Below are 20,509 nucleotides of genomic sequence, written 5' to 3' on the forward strand. Positions count from 1 at the left end.
GTTCTGGACTGTGCCACTCGTTTGGACCAGAGCCTGCTGCGTCTGCGTTGTACCGCCCAGTTCCAGCGTCCCGCCACTCACAGTCGTTGTGTTGGTGTCGGCACCCAGTGTGCCATTGCCTGAAAGCGCGAGAGTGCCTGCATTCAGACTTGTGCCACCGGTGTATCCATTGGTGTTTGTCAGTGTGACAGTGCCGCTCCCGGTTTTGGTCAGCTCTGCTGAGCCATTCAGAACGCCATCAACCTGTCCCGCGCTGACAGAGATCGCCTGTGAGGCATTGATCTCAGCATCGTTGGCGAGCATACCACCCGAAAGTGTATAATCGTCAACATTCACGGTTCCGTTCTGGACTGTGCCACTCGTTTGGACCAGAGCCTGCTGCGTCTGCGTTGTACCGCCCAGTTCCAGCGTCCCGCCACTCACAGTCGTTGTGTTGGTGTCGGCACCCAGTGTACCATTGCCTGAAAGCGCGAGAGTGCCGCTTTTCAACGTTGTACCTCCCGAATGTGTATTCTCACCGGTGAGAGTAACTTGCCCGTTGCCGCTATCGGAACTGTCAACAAACGTTATTTTTCCTGGCTGCGCCGAATCTGCGTCCGAGAATGTCCCCGTAATGGTATTATTATTACCATTCGCATCAATCGTATTTGATGCTGAAGAATCAAGCGTAAAGTCATTAGAATATGACTGATTGTCTTCGTTTGCGACGAGCGTGCCGCCAGTAAAAACAGGATTTACAGTATCGCCCAGATTGCTCGCATCATATGTTATTCCCTCTCCCGTAATATCGGAAGTGGTTCCGGGTACGACGATCACTCCATCCGCCGTGATAATAAAGCTTCCCTTACTAATCGCATCTCCCGCCGGCTCCCAGTTTACCGTAAGCCCCGCCGTCGTTGCATAGCCGAACGTATAACTTCCTGGCTGAAGATTTAGAAACTCTGCATACTGAAAGTTATAAACACCGCTCGGATGAGGCGTGTCCGTCAATGTCTGCCCGTCAGAACTTGCATAAAAATAATTTTGACCAAGGACGAGACCCGCTGGCATATCTCCGTTTAAGAACGGCCCGGGGAACATCACAAAATTGCTCGTTGCAACTTCAACTCCGTCCTCAAAAAGTTTTGCAGCCCCCTCTGCCGCGATTGTGCCGGAATGCCAACTGCCATAGACGATCCGAGCGTTATAGAGACCCTCCGAACTCCCCGGGGAAAGAATGTATCCGAGCGAATCTGTATGCGCATGCGCTGCTATCGGCGCGACCATCACACCCAAAGCCACCAGGCCAATTTTGTTAAGATACCTGTGTTGCTGATTAAAATTCATGACAGCGGCAAGAATATTCAGCGAAACGGACGCAAGCAGGTTCTTCCTACATCTTGTTGTTCCGATCTGCCGCCCTGCCTGAACGTTTGCTTCTCTTTTAATAGAAAAATTGCCGTTAACTGAAGACATCTGTTCCCCACCGCCACACGAATAAGTGTTAGCTAAAAGTTGCTATATCCTCTTGTGTAGCTGCCGGGGAATAACTGGACAATACTTTCAAATGTAACGAAACTTATTGAATGTAACGAAATGTAACTAAAACTGTGTATTTCCAGTTACACTGTCTTTATAATTTAGATACCCTTTATTTAGCCGCGATAAGCATACGAATACGCGTTCCCTGGCCGGGAGTGCTTTCTGCTTCAAGGGTACCTTGATGGATGGATACTATTTTGGAAACGAGATATAATCCCAGCCCTGACCCCTCAATCGATTCAGCGTTACTGCCTCTCATAAGTTTGTCAAATACACGAGGCAATTCATCTGGGCTGATTCCGCTCCCTTCATCCGAGACTTCAATTACAACTTCTGATTTCCTTAGGAAAACAGAGAGAAGTATCACGAGCTCTCTGTTTGGGTGGCTGTACTTTACCGCATTATCAATCAAGTTTGTTAAGGCCAAATCCAACATGTCAGGATCTGACTCAATCTTAATTCCCAGAAGATCGCTGCTTAAACTCAACCCTACCTCAACACCGTGCAGGTCTTTAGCACGCAGATGAACCTTCTGCACAAACTCCTGAACTTCGATCATTTTCATCGTCGGCTTATAAGATGGGCCCTGAATGCGGCTTCGGACCATATTTACCTCTAACAAATCAACGAGCCGAAAAATCGATCGGCGAATACGCGATATACGTTTCCGATTATCATAATCGTCTGACGGCAATGCCAATTCGATACTGTCGACGCTCGAACGAATTGCCGCAAGTGGTGTCCGATACTGATGAGAAACAACCTCCAAAAATCTGACTTGAGAAAGTTGTGACTGAATTTCAGCACGTAAAGCATTTTCAGCAGCAGTTCACGCCTTGACAAGTTCTTTCGTTCTTTCCTCAACGAGTCTCGCAGAAGAACGCTCAGCTGTCCTCGCCTGTCTTAAGGCGTCTTTATGTAGTTTGTGATTCTTGATCTCTAAATCACGCAATCGGACCGCAAGTGCCCCCGTAAGCAAAAGAGTCTGCAAAAGTATGGCCCCTCCATATGCATGCAAAGTCCAGTTTGGAAGCCATTGTACTCCCAGTCTTTGCAGCATGGTGAGAGTGGCGCCAACTCCCATCGTACAAAACGCAGCAGCCCGCAACTTGCTAGATGTACCCTCTTTATTAACTAGATATAAACTGCATAAAACAGTTACAAATACTCCCAAAATACTCAAAATAGATCCGAATGGTCCGAACACGACTGTATTGCCTGTTAGAGCAAAGCCAACGCCGACGATTCCGCAAAATGCCGTAAATAAATAGAAAAAACGTACTTTGGGTGCATAACGCCTCAGATTAAGGATTTGCATATAAGCAAGGGCGCTTGCAGCAAGCCCCGCCCACGCACTAACCCCAATAAAGGCATCATTACCCGTACCGGCCCCCTTAAACAAATAAATATGACTCAATCCTAGATTTCCGAAGTAAATCATTATGACGCCCAAAGTACTGAACGCGAGGAGTGGATATTCCGGCTTGCGAGAGAAAAAATAGAAAACAAGTTGCGTAAGCAACAAAATTGTCATTCCTCCAAACCATGTACCGTAAAGGAGACCCGTGAATACCGAATCCTGGCTGTTATTTTGCTGAACATCCAGATTCAAGTTCAACTGGGTAGCGGAATTTAAATTGACGACGTGAACGTATACAGTCGTAATCTTCCTCTGAGAGAAAGACACGGCGACCGCTGGATCGATCCCTGAAAGACCGTTCATAAGCAAAGGGCGATGATCACCGGCTTCGTATTTAACAAAATCGGAAACAGCCTGATCTCTTCCGGGCCTTGCGACGAATATATCCACAAAGTCGAGATAATTCGGCGTAACGCTCAAAAATCCCTCCCACGACGATTCACTGGGAATTGACAGCTTGACCCAGATTGCAGCTTTTTTGAAACCAATATTGAGGGTTGAGCTCGCTATTGGCTTAAACTCGCCTTGGTAATTACCGTGTAAAATATCGTCAAAGCTGAGCTTCGAATTTCCGTCAATCAGAACAGAGACGTGGCCTGAGAGTCGAGGAGAATAAGTCATTTCTTGCGCGGCAAGCTTGCCTATGCTGATAAAGTACATTAGCAGTACGAGAAAAAGAGCTACACAAGGACCACGCCGAGGAGCAACAACGATCATATGTTTGGTCTTATTTTGGTTCACTGCTCGATCTTTGTGGCTCTCCGCTATCTTCTCCATGGATACTTCCGAACCTTCATTTGAAAAATTGAAATCGTTAAACTGATACAGGCGAATGACGCTATCCGCACCAGATAAACAATCCTTGCAAATTATTCTCGTAGAGGATGACCTTGATTTGAGCCAAAGTCTCGCTGATTATTTGAGACTACGCCAGATGATTGTGACGGAAGTAGCTTCTGGACTAGAGTTCTACAAGGCGTTGAACAAGGGAACTTTTGATGTCGCAGTGGTCGACGCCAATCTGCCCGATACCAGTGGCTTCGATATAGTAGGGGAGCTTTCATCACTGAATACTATCGGAATCATTATGCTAACGGCTCGAACCGCACGCGAAGACCGTATAGATGGCTATAGTAGAGGTGCGGATTTGTATATGACAAAGCCTGTTGACGGGGAAGAACTCGGACTTGCGATTAATAACCTCGCGAAGCGGACCCGTACTAAATTGCGAGAACAAAAGTCGGATGAGGAGGATATACTTCGTTTTAGTATTTATGAAAGAGCATTATATAATTCCAAAAATCAAAAAGTGATACTATCTGGCCGTGAGGCATTAATGTTTGAATATCTCATATCGAATTCAGGCAGAACCGTTAGGAGAGACGAAATCAGTAATTTGTTCTCTGATGGTGAGATGAATCCAGATAGTAGGAGTTTAGACGCAGCACTTGCACGTTTGCGATCTAAATTCAAAAAATCTGGAATTCAATTTCCAATACAAATAGCACACGGATTAGGAATAAGAATAAACAAAACCATAATTTATTAAATTATTTAAATATATGAATATACCTAATCTCGTTACGAATTTTTTCTGCGAGTTTATCACTTATATTGCGTTCGCACAGAAAGATACCGGCCCCCCTCCATTATTAAAGGTGGGATTACCATGCTACTTTGATGCTAAACCAATTTAGCTACAACATTCCGTAATGACACTTGCCAATGCGGTGCAGACCAGTTGAACACTTTCTGGAATTTTGCGGTCGATAAGCGTGAATTGGCAGGCCGCACAGCTTTGGTTGGATAGTCGGACGTAGCAATATCAATAACGGAGGCGGTTGGCCCACCGAGCTTGGCACTTTCATTAAATATTGCCCGTGCAAAGTCGCTCCAGTTTGTGTCGCCGGTACCCACCAGATGATAAACACCAAAAGCGGAAAAGTCCGGCGTTGCCGCCAAATGATCCGCCACCTGAGTAATTGCGTCAGCGATATCGACCGCACTTGTCGGATTGCCCCATTGATCGGAAACAACCGAAAGAGTATCTCGCGTCTCTGCAAGCTTCAGCATCGTCTTGACGAAGTTTTTGCCGAACGGACTATAGACCCAAGCTGTCCGCAATATGATGTGGCGTGGATTCGTTTGCGCAACGAGATGCTCACCTTCAAGCTTGGAGCTTCCATAGACGCTGCGAGATCCGGTGACGTCCGTTTCAACATAGGGTTCGTCCGCGTCACCCGCAAAAACATAATCCGTCGAAATGTGAATAACAGGGGCGCCACAGGCCTTTGCCGCTTCAGCAACTGATTGTGCGCCAATTGCATTTACCGCAAGAGCCAATTCAGGCTCATCCTCAGCCAGATCGACCGCTGTGTAGGCCGCAGCGGAAACAACGAGGTCGGGCTTGATCGCCTCAATGGCACGATGCACGGTGTCCGGCTTTGCCAAATCCAGTTCCGGGCGACTCAACGCAATCATTTCCAGATCGGGTCGTTGAGCTGCCTTCTCAAGAAGGCTCTGGACAACCTGCCCTTCCCGCCCGGTGACGAGGATTTTCATGCCTTGGCCTCTTTTGCTGACGTGCTGCCCAGACGCTCACCAGCATAGGTACCGCTGCGGATTGGCTCCCACCACCATGCGTTATCGAGATACCATTCAATGGTTTTTTCCAGCCCGGTCTCAAAGCTCTCCTTAGGCTTCCAGCCAAGTTCACGCTCGATCTTCGACGCATCAATCGCATAGCGGCGGTCGTGGCCGGGTCGATCCGTCACGAAGGTTATCAGGTCAGCGTAGCTCTTGCCGTTTGCGCGAGGCCGTTTCTTGTCGAGAATGGCGCAAATCGTTTCCACCACATTAAGATTGGTGCGCTCTGCACGCCCGCCGATATTGTAGCTTTCGCCCAGCTTACCAGTGGTCGCAACCAATGCCAGAGCACGCGCATGATCCTCGACATAGAGCCAGTCACGCACATTCGCCCCGGCCCCGTAAACGGGCAGCGGCTTTTCATCGAGCGCGTTGAGAATAACAAGTGGGATCAGCTTTTCAGGGAAATGGAACGGCCCATAATTGTTCGAGCAATTGGACAGCACAACCGGTAGCCCGTAAGTCTCATGCCAAGCCCGCACCAGATGATCGGAGGCTGCCTTCGAAGCCGAATAAGGCGAGGACGGTTGATAGGGTGTTTCTTCCGTGAAGATGCCGCTATCGAACGGCAGATCGCCAAATACTTCATCCGTCGAAATATGGTGAAAACGGAAGCCCGATTTGCGCGGCTCTGGCAACTCGCGCCAATAGGCGAGTGCTGCATTCAAAAGACGGAACGTCCCAACAATATTCGTTTCGATGAATGCACCAGGCCCATCGATTGATCGATCGACGTGGCTTTCCGCTGCCAGATGCATGACGATGTCAATTTCGTGGGCGCGCAAAGCTTCGAGCACGCTCGTGTCGTCGCAAATATCAGCCTGAAGGAAGCTGTAGTTCGGATGATTTTCAATCTGTCGCAGTGAAGCCAGATTCCCCGCATAGGTTAGTTTATCGAGATTGATGACATTGACCTTAGGATCGGCTGCGAGATGGCGGCAAACTGCGGAACCGATAAAGCCAGCACCACCCGTAACAAGAATATTCATATTATCCCTCAAGCAAAAACTTCAGCATCAGCGAGAAGTGGGGCTTTTTTATCCTTATCGGATAATTGCACACTAATTGTAGGAGCAGCCCAGTCGATGCCAATAGCTGGATCAGCAAAGTAGATCGAACGGTCATACTCCGGTGCGTAATATTCTGTGACCTTATAAACGACCTCAGTATCTTCAGTGAGTGTTATAAACCCGTGAGCAAAGCCCTTGGGTACGAGAATTTGGTTCCATTTCTCCGCCGAGACTTCCAGTGATACCCATTTGCCAAAGGTCGGCAATTTTTTACGAATATCGACTACAACATCGAGAATTGCACCGCGAATAACGCGCACCAGCTTATCTTGAGCAAAAGGTGGCAGTTGATAGTGCAACCCACGAACCACACCTTTTGCAGCAGAATAGGAGTGATTGTCCTGAACGAAACTCAGATTGATGCCGGCCTCTGCGAGAGCTTTAGCCTTGTATGTTTCGGAAAAAAAACCGCGATCGTCACCGAATTTTCGTGGAATTATCTCAAAAACACCGTCTAAACCTAAAGAGCGGATTTCCATTAATCTTTTCCTAACTCATCGACACGGCGACGCAAGTAAGCAGCATATTCAGTCTTGCCAAGCTTCGCTGCGCGCTCCAACACAGCTTCACTGCTCAGCCAACCTTTATCCAGCCCAATTTCTTCAGGGCAAGCGATCTTGATGCCCTGTCGTTTTTCAATGGTTTGAACAAATGAAGAAGCTTCATGGAGGCTGTCATGGGTCCCGGTATCGAGCCAAGCATATCCCCGCCCAAAACGCTGGACGTTCAACTCCCCACGTTCGAGATACACGTTATTCACCGTTGTGATCTCAAGCTCACCACGAGCAGATGGTTTGATCGAACGTGCGATATCGACGACCTGATTATCATAGAAATAAAGACCCGTAACAGCCCAATGAGACTTAGGCTTTTCCGGCTTCTCTTCAATTGATATAGCTTGTCCCGTCTTGTTATCGAATTCGACAACACCATAACGCTGAGGATCATCAACGCGATAAGCGAAAACTGTCCCGCCTTTCATAGGATTCGCAGAGAGACGCGACAGCTGTGAAAGTCCATCACCGAAATAGATGTTGTCACCAAGAATCATGGCTACACTGTCATCGCCGATGAATTCGCGACCAATAATAAACGCTTCTGCGAGCCCATTAGGATGGTCCTGTGCGGCATAAGAAAAGTTTACGCCGAATTCACTTCCATCACCAAGAAGCTTCTGGAAAAGCGGCAAATCATGCGGTGTGGAAATGATGAGGATATCCTGAATCCCTGCGAGCATAAGAACGCTCAGCGGGTAATAGATCATTGGCTTGTCATAGATTGGCAGAATCTGCTTGGAGACGGCGATAGTTAAAGGGTACAGCCTTGTACCACTGCCACCAGCTAGAATAATTCCCTTCATGCGATTTCACTTTCTAGCATCTTACTTGTCTCACATTGTTCATATAGACGCTTACTATGATCAAAATGATGGCGTCGCTTTGACGACAGTCGGACCGTGATGGAGTGATAAACTATCTATATGGCAATTAACCCCTTCAGCTTATCGTATTAATTTCAAAGCCGAACCATACCTAATGAACTGAGAATTAGAAGAATGATTAAGAGCGTTTCAGCTACAGATCAATCAACCAATAAGCAATCATTGCTGACTATTTCAATTGTTACGTTTAATCCTGATTTTTCTGAACTTAAAAAAACACTGAATAGCCTGAAAATAGCACTCAATGGGCTCGCAGATGAATCCTTCATGATCACAATTGTAGACAATTCTGTCAGCAATGAGGTTAGCTCATTTCTACTCCGCAACTATTCCGACTTGCCAATTAAATTAGTTCATGGGCAAGGCAACGTGGGCTTTGGTCGAGCTCACAATATTGCCATTCAGCACATAGGTAAATTTCACCTCATTCTCAATCCGGACATTCAACTTGATCCAGATGCGCTAGTAAATGCAATAGCGTTCATGAGAGCCAATGAACGTTGTGGACTACTGAGCCCACACGCATCATGGCCAAATGGGCAAAGACAATACCTTTGTAAGCGTTATCCGACTGTCTTTGATTTAATACTGAGAGGGTTCGCACCCCAAAAGATACGCTCGCTTTTTTCAGCCAGATTAGCACGATACGAGATGCAAGCTGAAACACAAGACGCCGTCTATTGGAATCCTTCAATTGTAAGCGGGTGCTTCATGTTTTTCAGGAGTACTACCTTAAGAAATACAGGCGGTTTTAGTAATAATTTCTTCCTGTATTTTGAAGATTTCGATCTTGCCTTGAGATCTGGCGAAATCGCCGACACTGCTTACGTCCCTACAATACGGGTAGTGCACACGGGCGGCCACGCCTCAAAAAAAGGTCTGTGGCACATAAGTGTTTTCATCCAGTCCGCAGTTAAGTTTTTCTATATAAATGGTCTAAAATTATTTTAATTTTTTCCAGAGTGCACTTGTTGACTGCATGGGGTTTACCGGAAGCTGTTTGGTTTAACTTATGCTGCCATGGCTGGCTCGCCCAGCATGGCGCAGCCTCGCTGTTCAGCTTCCACTGGGGGAATATTTCCAATGGGCTCAACAAGATGCCGGTGGTTGACCCAATCAGCCCACTCGAGGGTGACGAATTCAACGGCTTCGAAATTTCTTCATGCACCATACGGATGGCACGTTGGCGGACTTCAGATGAAAATTTATTCGCTGTCTTGCTATACCGATCCCACTTTTTCAGAAGTTGGAGCATCCGGCAAAACCGTGGCGGTTTAAAGGGCACCTATCATAGATGCAGAACAAGACCACAAAAGGGCCTTATTCATTGATAACCACGGAGTTGACTCAAGAGCGCTATTTCTTCAATTACGCTATAACGCATTGGTAAAAAGATTATTCGAGAAAGTGGCAGTCGTGACGAATAGAAGATTGGCCCAGATAAAATCATGAGTACCGACATTTCTATAACAAATGCACCCCATGAGGTTGTGATCGCCGAGCCAACAAAGGGGGCTAGGGTCGCTCTTCGTGATATCTCGGAAGCTCTGTCAAAATATCGACTGGCTTTAATATTCGGATGGCAAGACGTGGCTCAACGGTATCGCCGTTCCCGTGTCGGTGCTTTCTGGCTGACTTTGAACATGGCCGTATTCATTGGCGCGCTTGGACTTATCTTTGGAACGCTTTTTCAAAGTGAGATGCGTGAGTTTTTGCCGTATCTGTGTGCAGGTGTTATCACTTGGGGATTTATATCAACGTGCTTAAGCGAGGGGTGCACAACATTTACTTCATCGGACGGCATAATTTTGCAAGTTCGAATGCCTCTATTTACGCATGTAATGCGGGCTATATGGAGGAATGTAATAATCTTTGCTCATAACATCGTTATTTTTCCTGTTCTTCTTCTGATTTTGGGTAAAATGATTAGCCTTAATGCGCTATGGGCAATTCCAGGGTTTCTTCTTTTGTGTTTAAATCTAGCTTGGATGATGCTCATTCTGGCTATTCTTTGCGCCAGATTTCGTGACATGACTCAGGTGGTCACAAACATTCTGCAAGTTTTGTTCTATGCTACGCCAATCATGTGGATGGTTAAAATTCTGCCCGATCATGTATCCAAAGCATTCATTGAATTGAACCCATTCTATCACTTTATCGAACTTGTGAGGGCTCCGTTATTCGGCTCGCCCCCATCTCTGCTGGATTGGACCTTTGGCTTTGCATGCGCGATATTCGGTTGGATAGCCGCAATCGTGTTTTTTGGACGATATCGTTGGCGCATAGCGTACTGGTTGTAGAAAATGAGTTTAATTCACCTTCAGAATGTTAGCGTCGAGTTTCCAATCTATAATTCGACAAGTCGTTCACTTAAAAACCGAGTCCTAAGCATCGCAACTGGCGGCAAAATTGAAAGACGCAGCGACCGTCTGGTCATTGTGCGTGGCCTGGATGATGTTTCGATGACTTTCAAGGATGGGGACCGGGTCGGACTGATCGGTCACAATGGGTCCGGGAAAACCACATTACTTCGTGTCTTGTCGGGGATATATACCCCAACACACGGAAGCGCGGTTATCAATGGCCACTGCGTTTCATTGATTAACATTAATCTCGGAATAGACCCAGATGCGACTGGAAAAGAGAATATTCGTCTACGCTCCGCGATGATGGGTATGCCACCTGAAGAAATTTCTGAAAAATTTGACCAGATCGCGGATTTTTCGGGCCTTGGAGAGTTTTTGGATGTTCCATTCCGTACTTACTCTTCGGGAATGCAGTTGAGGTTGGCGTTTGCGACTTCAACGGCTGTTCGACCTGAAATCCTGATAATGGATGAATGGCTTTCAACCGGTGATGAGGATTTTAAAGAGCGAGCAAATGAGCGTATGCGCGAGCTCGTTGATTCAACTAAAATACTCGTTCTTGCAAGCCACTCAAAAGAATTGATGAAAAAGAACTGTAACCGAGTCATTTGGCTTGAACACGGGAAGGTTAAAATGGATGGGCCGCCTGACGAGGTTCTCCAATCCTACTTCGGCGAGTGATAGGATTGCGTCTGCATTTCTAAAATCCAAAACGTATCGAATAGAAATAAAAGGTAGTGTGCCTTGGCGTGCCATTTGGTAATGCTAAAAACTCATTTGGCATTTAAAGTGGATTACGCTTGCCCTCTATATATGCAGCGTGTGCAAGTAACTGTTAGCGCTGGAATCTTCCGGTGTGCGATTTTTCATTTCCATTGGAGAGTGTCGTATAACTATGTCAAAATTCTCTAGCCGTTTCAGACAGTTAACCAATGCGTTGCGCTATCTGGCTCGCGGAGATTTTTCAGGGCTGGCGAACCGCCTGAAGTGGTATGGGCGAGAATATTCTCATGTAAAATTGCGGCGGCGGCTCGCAAATGGAAACGGCGTTGTGTGGGGCATTTTGTGCACCCCGCATACCTTATTTATAGCGCGCACAATAGCTGATCGTCTGGCAGTTCACGGGATCGAAAGTGAAATCTTGATGGGCTCTATAAAGAGTTTTAATCATGATTTTTATGTCGTTCTGTGCGCTCAAATGTTCAAACGTCTTCCACCGGCACACAAACGTGTCATCTTTCAGCTTGAGCAATCGGTAAGTTCAAGGTGGTTCACTAAAGAATATTTGAAAACACTCACAAGCTCTCTAGGTGTTTTGGAATATTCTCTGGCAAATATTGATTTTCTTTCAAAGAATGGATTGAAATATCCTAACGTGCATTATCTGCCTATAGGGGCATCGCAAGACGAGACATTCGGCGGCAATACGACACCCAAAAAATATGATTTTATTTTTTATGGCGATAGTTTGAGCAGCGAAAGAAGACGTGAATTTCTCAAAACGCTTCAAGAGAAATATACCGTAAAACTCTGCAATGATTTGTTTGGTCGCGAACTTTATGAAGCTATTCAGGAAGCCAAGGCTGTCATCAACATTCATTACTATGAGGGTGCTTTGTTAGAGATGCCCCGCATATGCGAGTGTATTTCATTAGGCGTGCCAGTTCTTTCTGAAGGCACCACTGACCAGAGCCAATATCCAGAACTCGAAGGTGCGATAACATTTTTCGAGGAGGGTTCAATTGATAGCATGATGGCTCACGCGTCTGAGATGCTGAATAATATTGAAATGATAAGCAAGGCTGTTGCAGGTGCGGTGTCGGCCAGCGCGGCGCGTTTCAACTTTATGTTCGATCGCTTTTTGGTGGCCATTGGGGTTGTTCCAGCCAATGTTATTCTTGATAGGCCGATATATCTAGCTCGGGAAAGTGCTTTTCTCGCCCTCTCGTTGCCGGAAACAATAGAGCGGCGCAACGCACTGGTTAAATCGCTGCCGGATGGTTGCGAATTGTTTGACGGTATCCGACACAATTTGGGCTGGATCGGCTGTGGTAGCAGTTTTAACGCCTTATCGCGCTATGCGCTCACAAATAAAATAGATCGGCTGACGGTCATCGAAGATGATGCTGACCTTCCAGACGATTTTAATAGCATACTTCATGAGCTAAACGAATACCTCGACACACGGAAAGAGAACTGGGATATTTTTTCGGGTTTGATGGCTGATGTTCATCCCAATGCAGAGGTTTTATCTGTTGATCAGTTTGGTGGACGTACCTATGTCACCATCGACAAAATGACCAGTACTGTTTTCAATGTATATAATAAAAGCGCGTTGAAACTCTTGTCACAGTGGTCCCCCCTCGATACCGATGCTGTCACGAATACAATTGACAGATATTTGGAGCGTCAGAAAGAACTTCGGGTCGTTGTGGCCTTGCCGTTTATTGCTGGACATAAGGAAGATGCAACGTCAACTCTTTGGGGCTTCGAAAACGCGCGATATTCCCCAATGATAGCAGAAGCCCAGCAGAAAATAGAAACATTAGTGGATAATTGGCGGCTTTCACAGCAATGAATTTGAGGTGCTTGTTCAAGCTTCATCAGAAGCGAGCCATATTTCATACATTATAATGCCTTTCTCATACGCCTTTTTTTGAAAGCAATTTTCAACCAACGCAACGTTGTGCAGCCATAATCATATGACATAGGACGTGCAAACCGAATACGGCAGTAGCTATTGGTTGCAATACAATAAAAAGCGGGAGGATTGGCAATGAAGGCAAAGATCAGAGCAAGGACACGGGATGCGTAATCATTCGGAAGAACAAATCCCAGACGACAAACACGACGATATGCGGTTGGTTCTCGAAAATGAAAGCCTACAGTCCGTTGTGGATATTTTGATTAAGAAGATAGCCGATCAAGAATTCAGCTTCAGAGAAAGCCTCTCAAACAGTGCTGCTTGGGGGGCGACGCAAGAACAGCGGGCGGTACAAGCAGTTTCACGTTTACAGGCGATCGAGAACAGCCTTTCTTGGCGTGCTGTTAAAAAACTTAACAGCACACTTGATAAGTACCCATTACTAAGCAAATTTATTAAGCGAAGCATAAAGCTATTCATTTGGACTGTTAGGGGGCAGCTTCCTGCTAAGTTAAGGCAGCTCAGAGAAGCTAGGAGACTTAATCAAGCCGCAACGAAGGATAGCATATCTGCAAACGATTACCTGGCTTCAGGTCCTTTTTGGAGTAACCAGACAACGCTGCCCTTAATGCTATTGGATAAAATTATTTCTTTTATGAAAGAGTTCGGACCGGTTAATCTGGTTCTAGCAATTAATTTTTATGCAGGAGGTGGAGCTGAATCCGTAGCACTAGACTACGCGAAGGCTTATGCCGAAGGTAACTCTGATGGTTCGGTAATAATCATTTTGACTGACAACGGTCCAAACCGAAAAACACCAAAACTTCCGAGCAATATAATGGTGGTTGATTTGAGGGCTGAAGCAGCAGACATAAATACGCGTGAGGATTATCTATTCCTGCTATTGCGCACGCTACCGCTGAAAACATTTCATATTGTCAATTCAATATTAGCATACAATCTTCTGAAACGAGTTCCCGATGCGTTTATATCGGAAATAAACATGATAGCGAGTGTTTTTTGCTTGCAGTTTGATTCCACCGATGACACGAAAATCATAGGATACGGCCGGGATTTTCTTCCGGAGAATATCGATAAAATTGACTGCATTGTCACAGATAACCACATGTTTGCTGTTGAAGGCCCTCTCCGATTAGGAATCGGAGATCAAGCCAGTAAATTTAAAGTGGTTTACAATCAATCAAAGCTCGATCTGACTATAAGTATAGATGCATCGCTAGATTTATTAAATACCCGTCTTATTACGAAAAAGGCTAACTCAAGGCTTACAGTTCATTGGGCTGGACGTTTGGATAGGCAGAAAAGACCCGATTTGCTTGCGGCAATTGCAGAATTAACAGAGGATTTTTGTGATTTTCAAGTTTTTGGCGGCTCGGTTGTCGATGGGGATTACGAAGTTCAACTTAGAGAGCGAAGCAATATAAGCTTGTGCGGACCATATACAAGCCCCACTGAATGGGATGCTGCGGGCAAAGGTAACGTCTTCCTTTTCACCTCGCGAGAAGAAGGCATGCCCAATGCTCTCATTGAGGCGTCCTATTTAGGCTATCCGATTGTTGCTTCTAATGTTGGTGGAGTTGGAGAGCTTGTAAGCTCTGAGACGGGTTGGCCTATAGATAAGTATGCTCCAGCTGCAGATTATGCACACGCATTAAGACAAGTATTTCACGATCAGATAGAAGCTAATAAACGAACGGAGCGGCTTATTAAACTGGCACACAGCCGTCATAATAAGCAATCCTATCTTAAAGCTCTTGCAGAAATTCCTGGGTATGAAAGAGCATAGTAATAACATGACCACTGTTAGCGTGATTATTCCTTATTATAATCAAGGGAAATATCTACAATCGGCTGTGCAATCAGCGCTGTCCGCTTATGAAGGGGATATTGAGGTGCTTGTCGTCAATGATGGCAGTACTGAAGGGCATGCAAACCATTACTGCAATCAAGCCCAAAATCTCGACCCACGAGTTCGGATTATTCACAAAGAAAACGGTGGGCTTTCTTCGGCGAGAAATGCCGGCATTTATGAAGCCAAAGGTACATATATCCAATTCCTTGATTGCGATGATGTTTTGTTGCCTGGAAAAATCCAGCGTCAGGTAGGGCAGTTGCAGCACTCCGGAGACAGGCTCGTTTCTATATGCGGCTATTATATTTCGAACGAGTGGATGGGGGAACTGCAGGATGAAACGCATTCGATAAACCGATTTCCATTTACACTTGAAAGCTTCCTTTTTGGATGGGAACGCGGATTTTCAATACCGATTCATTGCGGATTATTTCATCGTTCTATTTTCGAGGGCCTGCTTTTTGAAGAAGAGCTTTATGGAAAAGAAGATTGGGTTTTTTGGTCTACGCTAGCCGGCAAGCTGTGGAATGGTTTTATTTACTGCCCGTTTATAGGTGTCATTTATCGCTTACACGGTAACGGCATGACAAGATCGCTCAATAAAATGGGGGAATCTTGGCTACAGGCATCCGAAATACTGGACAAACGCTTCGCGGCTCAATTTCCAAAGTTTGCGACCGCATCAAACGAATGGCATCAGAAATTCTATCGAGGCAGCAGACTGCCCGACGAACAAAAAAAACAAATCTCTACCAAAAGACATGTTTCAGCGGAAAGCCAGAAACAACAAAGCCCTGCTGATTGCTCGAAACCAAGCGTCACTTTAAAAAAGGAGAGCGGGTCTTTAAAGGATATCGATCCCCTTATCTCGTTTGTCGTTCCAGTCTTCAACCACAGAGCTTACTTGAAGCAATGTATCGACTCCCTTATCCATCAAAAGACCAAAATTCCGTATGAGGTCATTGTTGTCGATGACCGATCTAATGAGGTTGGCGTAATTGATGCTCTATGTGGCATGGATACTGGGTCAATACCTTATAAAGTTTTTCAAAATGATGAAAACTATGGTATATCGATTACACAAAATTTGGCAGTTATGCAATGTAAAGGAAAATATATCGCCTTTGTAGACTGTGATGATTATGTTTCGAATACAGTTATTGATAGAGTATCTGGCATAATATCTGAAACGTCTGCAGATTATATTTTTACCGATAAGGATCATGTAGACGAAAATGGAAAGCTTATATCACGCTTTAATTACGGCGGATATCCGTGGCTTGCGCCCTCGGCTTCAATCGAAAACGATATTTTACTTGGAATGGTGGCTTCCCATTTAAAGGTTATCCGACGGCAGTTCTACTTGGAGCTTGGAGGATGTGATAATAATTATTCAGGAGTGCAGGATTGGGATCTTGCATTGCGAGCCATCGGAAAAGGCAAGTTCCATTACCTCAACGCATCATTGTATAACCATCGTATCCATAAAAGCTCCGTCACAAGTTCGGGATCTGTTACACAACTCTGGATGACAAACGTTTTGCGTAGAAAATATCTGGAAAAATTTAGCAGCGATAACAAGGTGTCAATGATGATTGAAATAAACATCATCAAAACCAAAGACATCGCGCATATATCTAATCTTTTCAAAGAAGGCGTGCGTTATACTTATAGAACAAACGATTATTCCCTTTCAAGCGAGCAGATAGGTATGTTGCGAGAATTTAATACATTCTTCGACAGAATATTGGTTTCACCGGGAGATGCTGCATCCTTGATGGGGTATGTATGGAATCACCGGATTATTTCAGAGCACGCACACGCTGATAGTGGGTCGGTAAATTACCACGGGAATTAATGAGGTTTAAAAGTAAAATTCTCTCGGCAATATGATCGAGGAGATTTCTATGAGGACAAGCACATTTACCGAACCGCAAACTCTTGCGATCCTACGTCAGGCGGTGAGCAGGACCAGAGAATAGGAAAGCATCGAAGTTTTCGGATGTGCGGAAGGTGTTGATTCTCAAGACTGGCGGCGAAAGCGAATCAGCATGTGTCATAGCTCTGTGCCACAGTTAAGTGCACATCCGGCGAATATGAGAAGATTGAAGAACTCCACCTGTGTGGAAAGAGAAGAAAAATCAATATGCGTATGATTTTTCTTGTGACTCATGGCTGGGGCGCCTGGATTCGAACCAGGGAATGCCGGTACCAAAAACCGGTGCCTTACCGCTTGGCTACGCCCCAACGTGTTGGTGTGGATAGACTCTCTCTCTCAAAAACTCAAGTGCCTGTTTTTTATTTGAACTTTATTTTTTTACAAGGTGATTACGTCGATTGATCGAACTGCTGAGGGAGCAGCCCCTCCACTCGCAGACTTTACTCAGAACATTTGGATAGGCCCCTCCCTTGAATTAGGAATCAGTTTCCAAGGCTACATTCGTGTAATCACTTCGAATGGGATATCTCCCGCTCGCCCATTAAACTGGATGCGGCAGTATACTATGATCTTAGCCAAGGAACGCATTGTCAGATTAGACCTTCAAACGCTAAGCTTCTGAAATAGCCCTCGCGGCAACTGACATTGTTGTCTCCTGATTATTGTTTAGCAGGGCCTGCCAGTTCACGTCACATGATACACCCTCCCCAATCGGTCGGCCGGATACCTGCCAGGAACCATCACGACCAGCCAGCCTTTTCTGGCTTTCAGCATAGATCTGTCTGCGTCTGGAATTTCGTTCTCTTCCCAACTATAAATAGACAAAAGATTGCCGTAATTTGAGCAAACATAGAACTATTCGAAACTGGGGGCTTCCTATGTCACGCTCTGCATACACACCGGTTCAGAAGTTTCTGCACTGGTCAGTATTTTTTCTCGTCCTTTTTGCCTATCTCATAACTTTCGGTGAGGATTTTTATCCTCGGGGATCTCCGGAACGTGGCACTATATGGTGGTTGCATATTTCCGTTGGGCTTCTGCTGCTCGCCTTTGTGGTCTGGAGGATTATCACCAGAGTTTCGATAGGCACACCCGCACTGCCTGATACGATGTCGCCGCTGGAGAAAACCGCAGCGAAATTCGCACATCACCTGCTTTATGCTCTTCTAGTTTTGATCCCTGTAATAGGCATTTGGCTTGCCGAGCTTAGAGGCAACGAACTTTCTTTCTTTGGAATCTTCACTATTCCTCAGTTTTTGGTTCCAAATAGAGATCTCGCTGGAACGGTGAAGGAAATTCACGAATTTCTTGCGAATTTCATTCTTATTGTCGCTGGCATACATGCTCTGGCCGCACTTTGGCATCAATTCTACAAAAAGGATGATGTTTTGAAAAGAATGCTTAAGTGAAAGAACTTTAGCGAGAGGATTGGCACCGCCCGGCGATCCATTAGGCGCCGGTCGGGGCTATGTTCAACCGCTTATTCTTACCGATATCAACCCCTTCCAACGCCGCTGCCGCGAGCGTTGCAGCACGTCATTTTTCTTCCTTCTTGGAAAGTTGCCCCAGCCAAATTCTAAAGTGGTTTTTCCAAAATCGCTCCGATTTGAAGGCGGTCGGATTTGAAAGAAGAACCCATTCCGTTTCTGCCAAAGATCCATGATTCGGATCAGACCCGTTTTAGGGGCACATTTAGGTGCACAAAACGAATGTAGTCTGACACCAGCTACTGGAATCTCTGGGAATATCCGGGAATAAGTGGGAACTGGCGGAAACGCCTTATTTTTCAGGCATCTAAGCGGTGCCGAATAGAAATAGACTTTAATCACTTTTGACACGGCATCAAGCCGATATCGAGCGAAGCCCCGCCAGTCGTGGCAAAAATAGACTTCGCTTTAGAAAACCTTTGACGAGCCTTTAAGCCGTCTTCAAACCATTGAAAAATATAGAGTTGCAGCCCTTTAAGCGTTTTTATGAAAACCGTTAAAAAGTTGTTGTTCGAGCACTAAAAGCCAAATTTAAGAATGAAGCCGCTTCAATCTTAGAGATTATCCAATAAAAACAACGACTAAAGGCAAAAAACGCTGTTTTTAAGAATGAAGCGGCATTTTCGGTTTAGGCTTCAGCCATGAAATCGATTGTCGATCCGAGCTGCATCAATAACCGTGGCTCTGTCATGTCACCGGACTCTGTATCAACCTTTACCGCATAGGCTGCGACCCCGGCAAAGCGAGCTGACATCGTCAAGGCCAGTCTCTCTGCAGCTTGCGCCGAGGATGACTGTCGCATCTCACCCATTGTTAGCTTTCTTCTCTGCTCGGTAAACGGAACAACGATGAACTTTTCTGCCAGAGACATTACATACTCCTTTTCCCTGTCGCCCTTATGTGTTCGCATTTTGTTCTACTGACAGAAAGAGTCAAGAGAGTTGGGAATAAGTTTGTTATGCCTTTCTTAGCAGAGACAGGACTTGCCCAATAACTGCTAGCTCATCGGCCATATCCTTGCCGATAATCTCCGGTGGATAACCATTGGCCTCATTGTCAGAGCGCAATTCCAGATCGTTATCCATACGCCAATAGGCGCGCTTAACCTTCAGACCAGTTCCTACGCGAAACACGAACACTTCTTCATCGACGATGTCCTGTCTGCTTTGGTCGACAATCATAAATGCGCCGTTCGGAATCGTCGGCAACATACTGTCGCCCTTGGCTTCTAACATTATGCAGCTTTCGGGTTTTGCACCGATGTTGCGCAGAAACGCACGGCTGAAAGGCACGGTGTTGTGTAACCCGTCATCCTTCGGGATCAATCCAGCACCTGCAGCTGCCTGAACGTCATAAAGCGGTATCTCGACCAAATCAGCACCCGGTACCGGCGTGGCCGATTCACTAAACATCGGACCATCGCCCGCAATCAACCAAGATAGATTAACACCAAAGACTTCGCGATATTTTGCCAGTGCCGACGCATCAGGCACGCGGTCACCTCTTTCGTAATAGCCTACCATCGCCTCAGTTAAACCGAGGGCGTTGGCAAAGGGTTCTCGCTGTTCAAAGCCAAGTTTTTCCCGAGCTTCTACTAGCCGCTCACCGAGAGGCGTCTTTGGTTTAACAGGTTTTCTACTCAAAGCGTCATTATCTCACAATTTGGTATTTACAATCTACCATTCTGTGATATTCCTTTCTGTGTTCGCAGAATATCACATCCCAAAAAAGGAGGCCGGGCAAGGCCTCCCCTCTGGAAGGAATCCTTTATGCACCGTGTCATTGACGGCGGCAAGATGAGTCGTGCCGATCGCAGGCGGCTGTCTGAAATTGCCCGCATTAAAGCGAAGCTTATCGTTGCAAAACTGACCCTCGTTAAGATCGACGAGGAATACAACCTACCAACCGGCACCGCAGGCAATACGCTCTATGAGCCGCATGTCGCTGGTGAACGCGCTATCGCAGCTGCACTGAAAACGCGCCCGCATTTGCTGTGGTTTTCTCGCTATCACGCTGATGGTCAGCGCTTGGCGCCGCAACCTTCAGAGAATTACCGCAATGGCCGTCGAGCCGCTGTCGCCACTCAGGATGCTGCATGATGA

The 20,509-nt window shown here is 46.0% G+C and carries 18 protein-coding genes, 1 tRNA gene and 2 pseudogenes; 9 read left to right on the forward strand and 12 right to left on the reverse strand.

Annotated features, from left to right (window positions below; translation table 11 throughout):
• From ABE530_RS05710 to ABE530_RS05725, 4 genes and pseudogenes are all read right to left on the reverse strand, one after another.
• Positions 1-816: autotransporter-associated beta strand repeat-containing protein (locus ABE530_RS05710; RefSeq protein WP_499693913.1), on the reverse strand; the 816-nt coding region annotated here is incomplete at its 3' end.
• An 814-nt stretch (positions 817-1,630) separates the two neighbouring features.
• Positions 1,631-2,086 carry a sensor histidine kinase gene (locus ABE530_RS05715; protein WP_499694089.1) on the reverse strand — a complete coding sequence of 152 codons (456 nt, stop codon included), beginning with the start codon at positions 2,084-2,086 and terminating at the stop codon, positions 1,631-1,633.
• A gap of 36 nt (positions 2,087-2,122) precedes the next feature.
• A pseudogene (locus ABE530_RS05720) lies at positions 2,123-2,290 on the reverse strand (hypothetical protein); the annotation flags it as partial.
• A 60-nt stretch (positions 2,291-2,350) separates the two neighbouring features.
• On the reverse strand, positions 2,351-3,718 hold the full coding sequence (locus ABE530_RS05725; RefSeq protein ID WP_499693914.1) for a 7TMR-DISM family protein: 1,368 nt from the start codon (positions 3,716-3,718) through the stop codon (positions 2,351-2,353).
• 55 nt (positions 3,719-3,773) lie between these two features.
• On the opposite strand from ABE530_RS05725, the gene ABE530_RS05730 reads away from it, so the two are divergent.
• Positions 3,774-4,490, forward strand: coding sequence for a response regulator transcription factor (locus ABE530_RS05730; RefSeq protein ID WP_499693915.1), 717 nt, complete (start codon positions 3,774-3,776; stop codon positions 4,488-4,490).
• A 134-nt stretch (positions 4,491-4,624) separates the two neighbouring features.
• On the opposite strand, the gene rfbD is transcribed toward ABE530_RS05730, so the two are convergent.
• The 4 genes from rfbD to rfbA are packed head-to-tail and all read right to left on the reverse strand — an operon-like array spanning position 4,625 to position 8,017.
• Positions 4,625-5,503, reverse strand: a complete 879-nt coding sequence (gene rfbD / locus ABE530_RS05735) for a dTDP-4-dehydrorhamnose reductase (RefSeq protein WP_499693916.1) — start codon at positions 5,501-5,503, stop codon at positions 4,625-4,627.
• A complete protein-coding gene (rfbB, locus tag ABE530_RS05740; RefSeq protein ID WP_499693917.1) occupies positions 5,500-6,576 on the reverse strand; it encodes a dTDP-glucose 4,6-dehydratase in 1,077 nt (358 codons plus the stop codon). Before rfbB ends, rfbD begins: the two co-directional genes overlap by 4 nt.
• 8 nt (positions 6,577-6,584) lie before the next feature.
• Positions 6,585-7,136, reverse strand: a complete 552-nt coding sequence (gene rfbC / locus ABE530_RS05745; protein WP_499693918.1) for a dTDP-4-dehydrorhamnose 3,5-epimerase — start codon at positions 7,134-7,136, stop codon at positions 6,585-6,587.
• Entirely contained in the window at positions 7,136-8,017 is an 882-nt protein-coding gene (rfbA, locus tag ABE530_RS05750) for a glucose-1-phosphate thymidylyltransferase RfbA (protein WP_499693919.1), read from the reverse strand. Before rfbA ends, rfbC begins: the two co-directional genes overlap by 1 nt.
• Positions 8,018-8,212: 195 nt before the next feature.
• On the opposite strand from rfbA, the gene ABE530_RS05755 reads away from it, so the two are divergent.
• A complete protein-coding gene (locus ABE530_RS05755) occupies positions 8,213-9,049 on the forward strand; it encodes a glycosyltransferase (protein WP_499693920.1) in 837 nt (278 codons plus the stop codon).
• 59 nt (positions 9,050-9,108) lie between these two features.
• Here the strand turns inward: ABE530_RS05755 and ABE530_RS05760 are convergent.
• Positions 9,109-9,258 (reverse strand): annotated as a pseudogene (locus ABE530_RS05760) (IS3 family transposase); the annotation flags it as partial.
• A 288-nt stretch (positions 9,259-9,546) separates the two neighbouring features.
• On the opposite strand from ABE530_RS05760, the gene ABE530_RS05765 reads away from it, so the two are divergent.
• The 5 genes from ABE530_RS05765 (at position 9,547) to ABE530_RS05785 (ending at position 16,839) form a co-directional block, all read left to right on the forward strand.
• Entirely contained in the window at positions 9,547-10,398 is an 852-nt protein-coding gene (locus ABE530_RS05765; protein ID WP_499693921.1) for an ABC transporter permease, read from the forward strand.
• A 3-nt stretch (positions 10,399-10,401) separates the two neighbouring features.
• Positions 10,402-11,145 carry an ABC transporter ATP-binding protein gene (locus tag ABE530_RS05770; protein ID WP_499693922.1) on the forward strand — a complete coding sequence of 248 codons (744 nt, stop codon included), beginning with the start codon at positions 10,402-10,404 and terminating at the stop codon, positions 11,143-11,145.
• A 214-nt stretch (positions 11,146-11,359) separates the two neighbouring features.
• Positions 11,360-13,042 carry a methyltransferase type 11 gene (locus ABE530_RS05775; protein ID WP_499693923.1) on the forward strand — a complete coding sequence of 561 codons (1,683 nt, stop codon included), beginning with the start codon at positions 11,360-11,362 and terminating at the stop codon, positions 13,040-13,042.
• Between the two features lie 229 nt (positions 13,043-13,271).
• Positions 13,272-14,915: a glycosyltransferase family 4 protein gene (locus ABE530_RS05780; RefSeq protein WP_499693924.1), complete on the forward strand. Its 1,644-nt coding sequence runs from the start codon at positions 13,272-13,274 to the stop codon at positions 14,913-14,915.
• A gap of 7 nt (positions 14,916-14,922) precedes the next feature.
• Entirely contained in the window at positions 14,923-16,839 is a 1,917-nt protein-coding gene (locus ABE530_RS05785) for a glycosyltransferase family 2 protein (RefSeq protein ID WP_499693925.1), read from the forward strand.
• 314 nt (positions 16,840-17,153) lie between these two features.
• On the opposite strand, the gene ABE530_RS05790 is transcribed toward ABE530_RS05785, so the two are convergent.
• Positions 17,154-17,228: transfer RNA gene (locus ABE530_RS05790), tRNA-Gln, on the reverse strand.
• A gap of 570 nt (positions 17,229-17,798) precedes the next feature.
• On the opposite strand from ABE530_RS05790, the gene ABE530_RS05795 reads away from it, so the two are divergent.
• The gene (locus ABE530_RS05795; protein WP_265987075.1) at positions 17,799-18,329 is read left to right on the forward strand and encodes a cytochrome b; all 531 of its coding nucleotides are present in this window, start codon (positions 17,799-17,801) and stop codon (positions 18,327-18,329) included.
• Positions 18,330-19,035: 706 nt separating this feature from the next.
• Here the strand turns inward: ABE530_RS05795 and ABE530_RS05800 are convergent.
• Both ABE530_RS05800 and ABE530_RS05805 read right to left on the reverse strand, forming a co-directional pair.
• A complete protein-coding gene (locus ABE530_RS05800) occupies positions 19,036-19,278 on the reverse strand; it encodes a hypothetical protein (protein WP_499693926.1) in 243 nt (80 codons plus the stop codon).
• 85 nt (positions 19,279-19,363) lie between these two features.
• Positions 19,364-20,050 carry an XRE family transcriptional regulator gene (locus ABE530_RS05805; RefSeq protein ID WP_499693927.1) on the reverse strand — a complete coding sequence of 229 codons (687 nt, stop codon included), beginning with the start codon at positions 20,048-20,050 and terminating at the stop codon, positions 19,364-19,366.
• A 126-nt stretch (positions 20,051-20,176) separates the two neighbouring features.
• On the opposite strand from ABE530_RS05805, the gene ABE530_RS05810 reads away from it, so the two are divergent.
• Positions 20,177-20,506, forward strand: coding sequence for a helix-turn-helix domain-containing protein (locus tag ABE530_RS05810; protein WP_499693928.1), 330 nt, complete (start codon positions 20,177-20,179; stop codon positions 20,504-20,506).
• Positions 20,507-20,509 lie beyond the last annotated feature (3 nt).

Source organism: Brucella sp. TWI559, from assembly GCF_039674265.1.
Lineage (GTDB): Bacteria > Pseudomonadota > Alphaproteobacteria > Rhizobiales > Rhizobiaceae > Brucella > Brucella chromiisoli.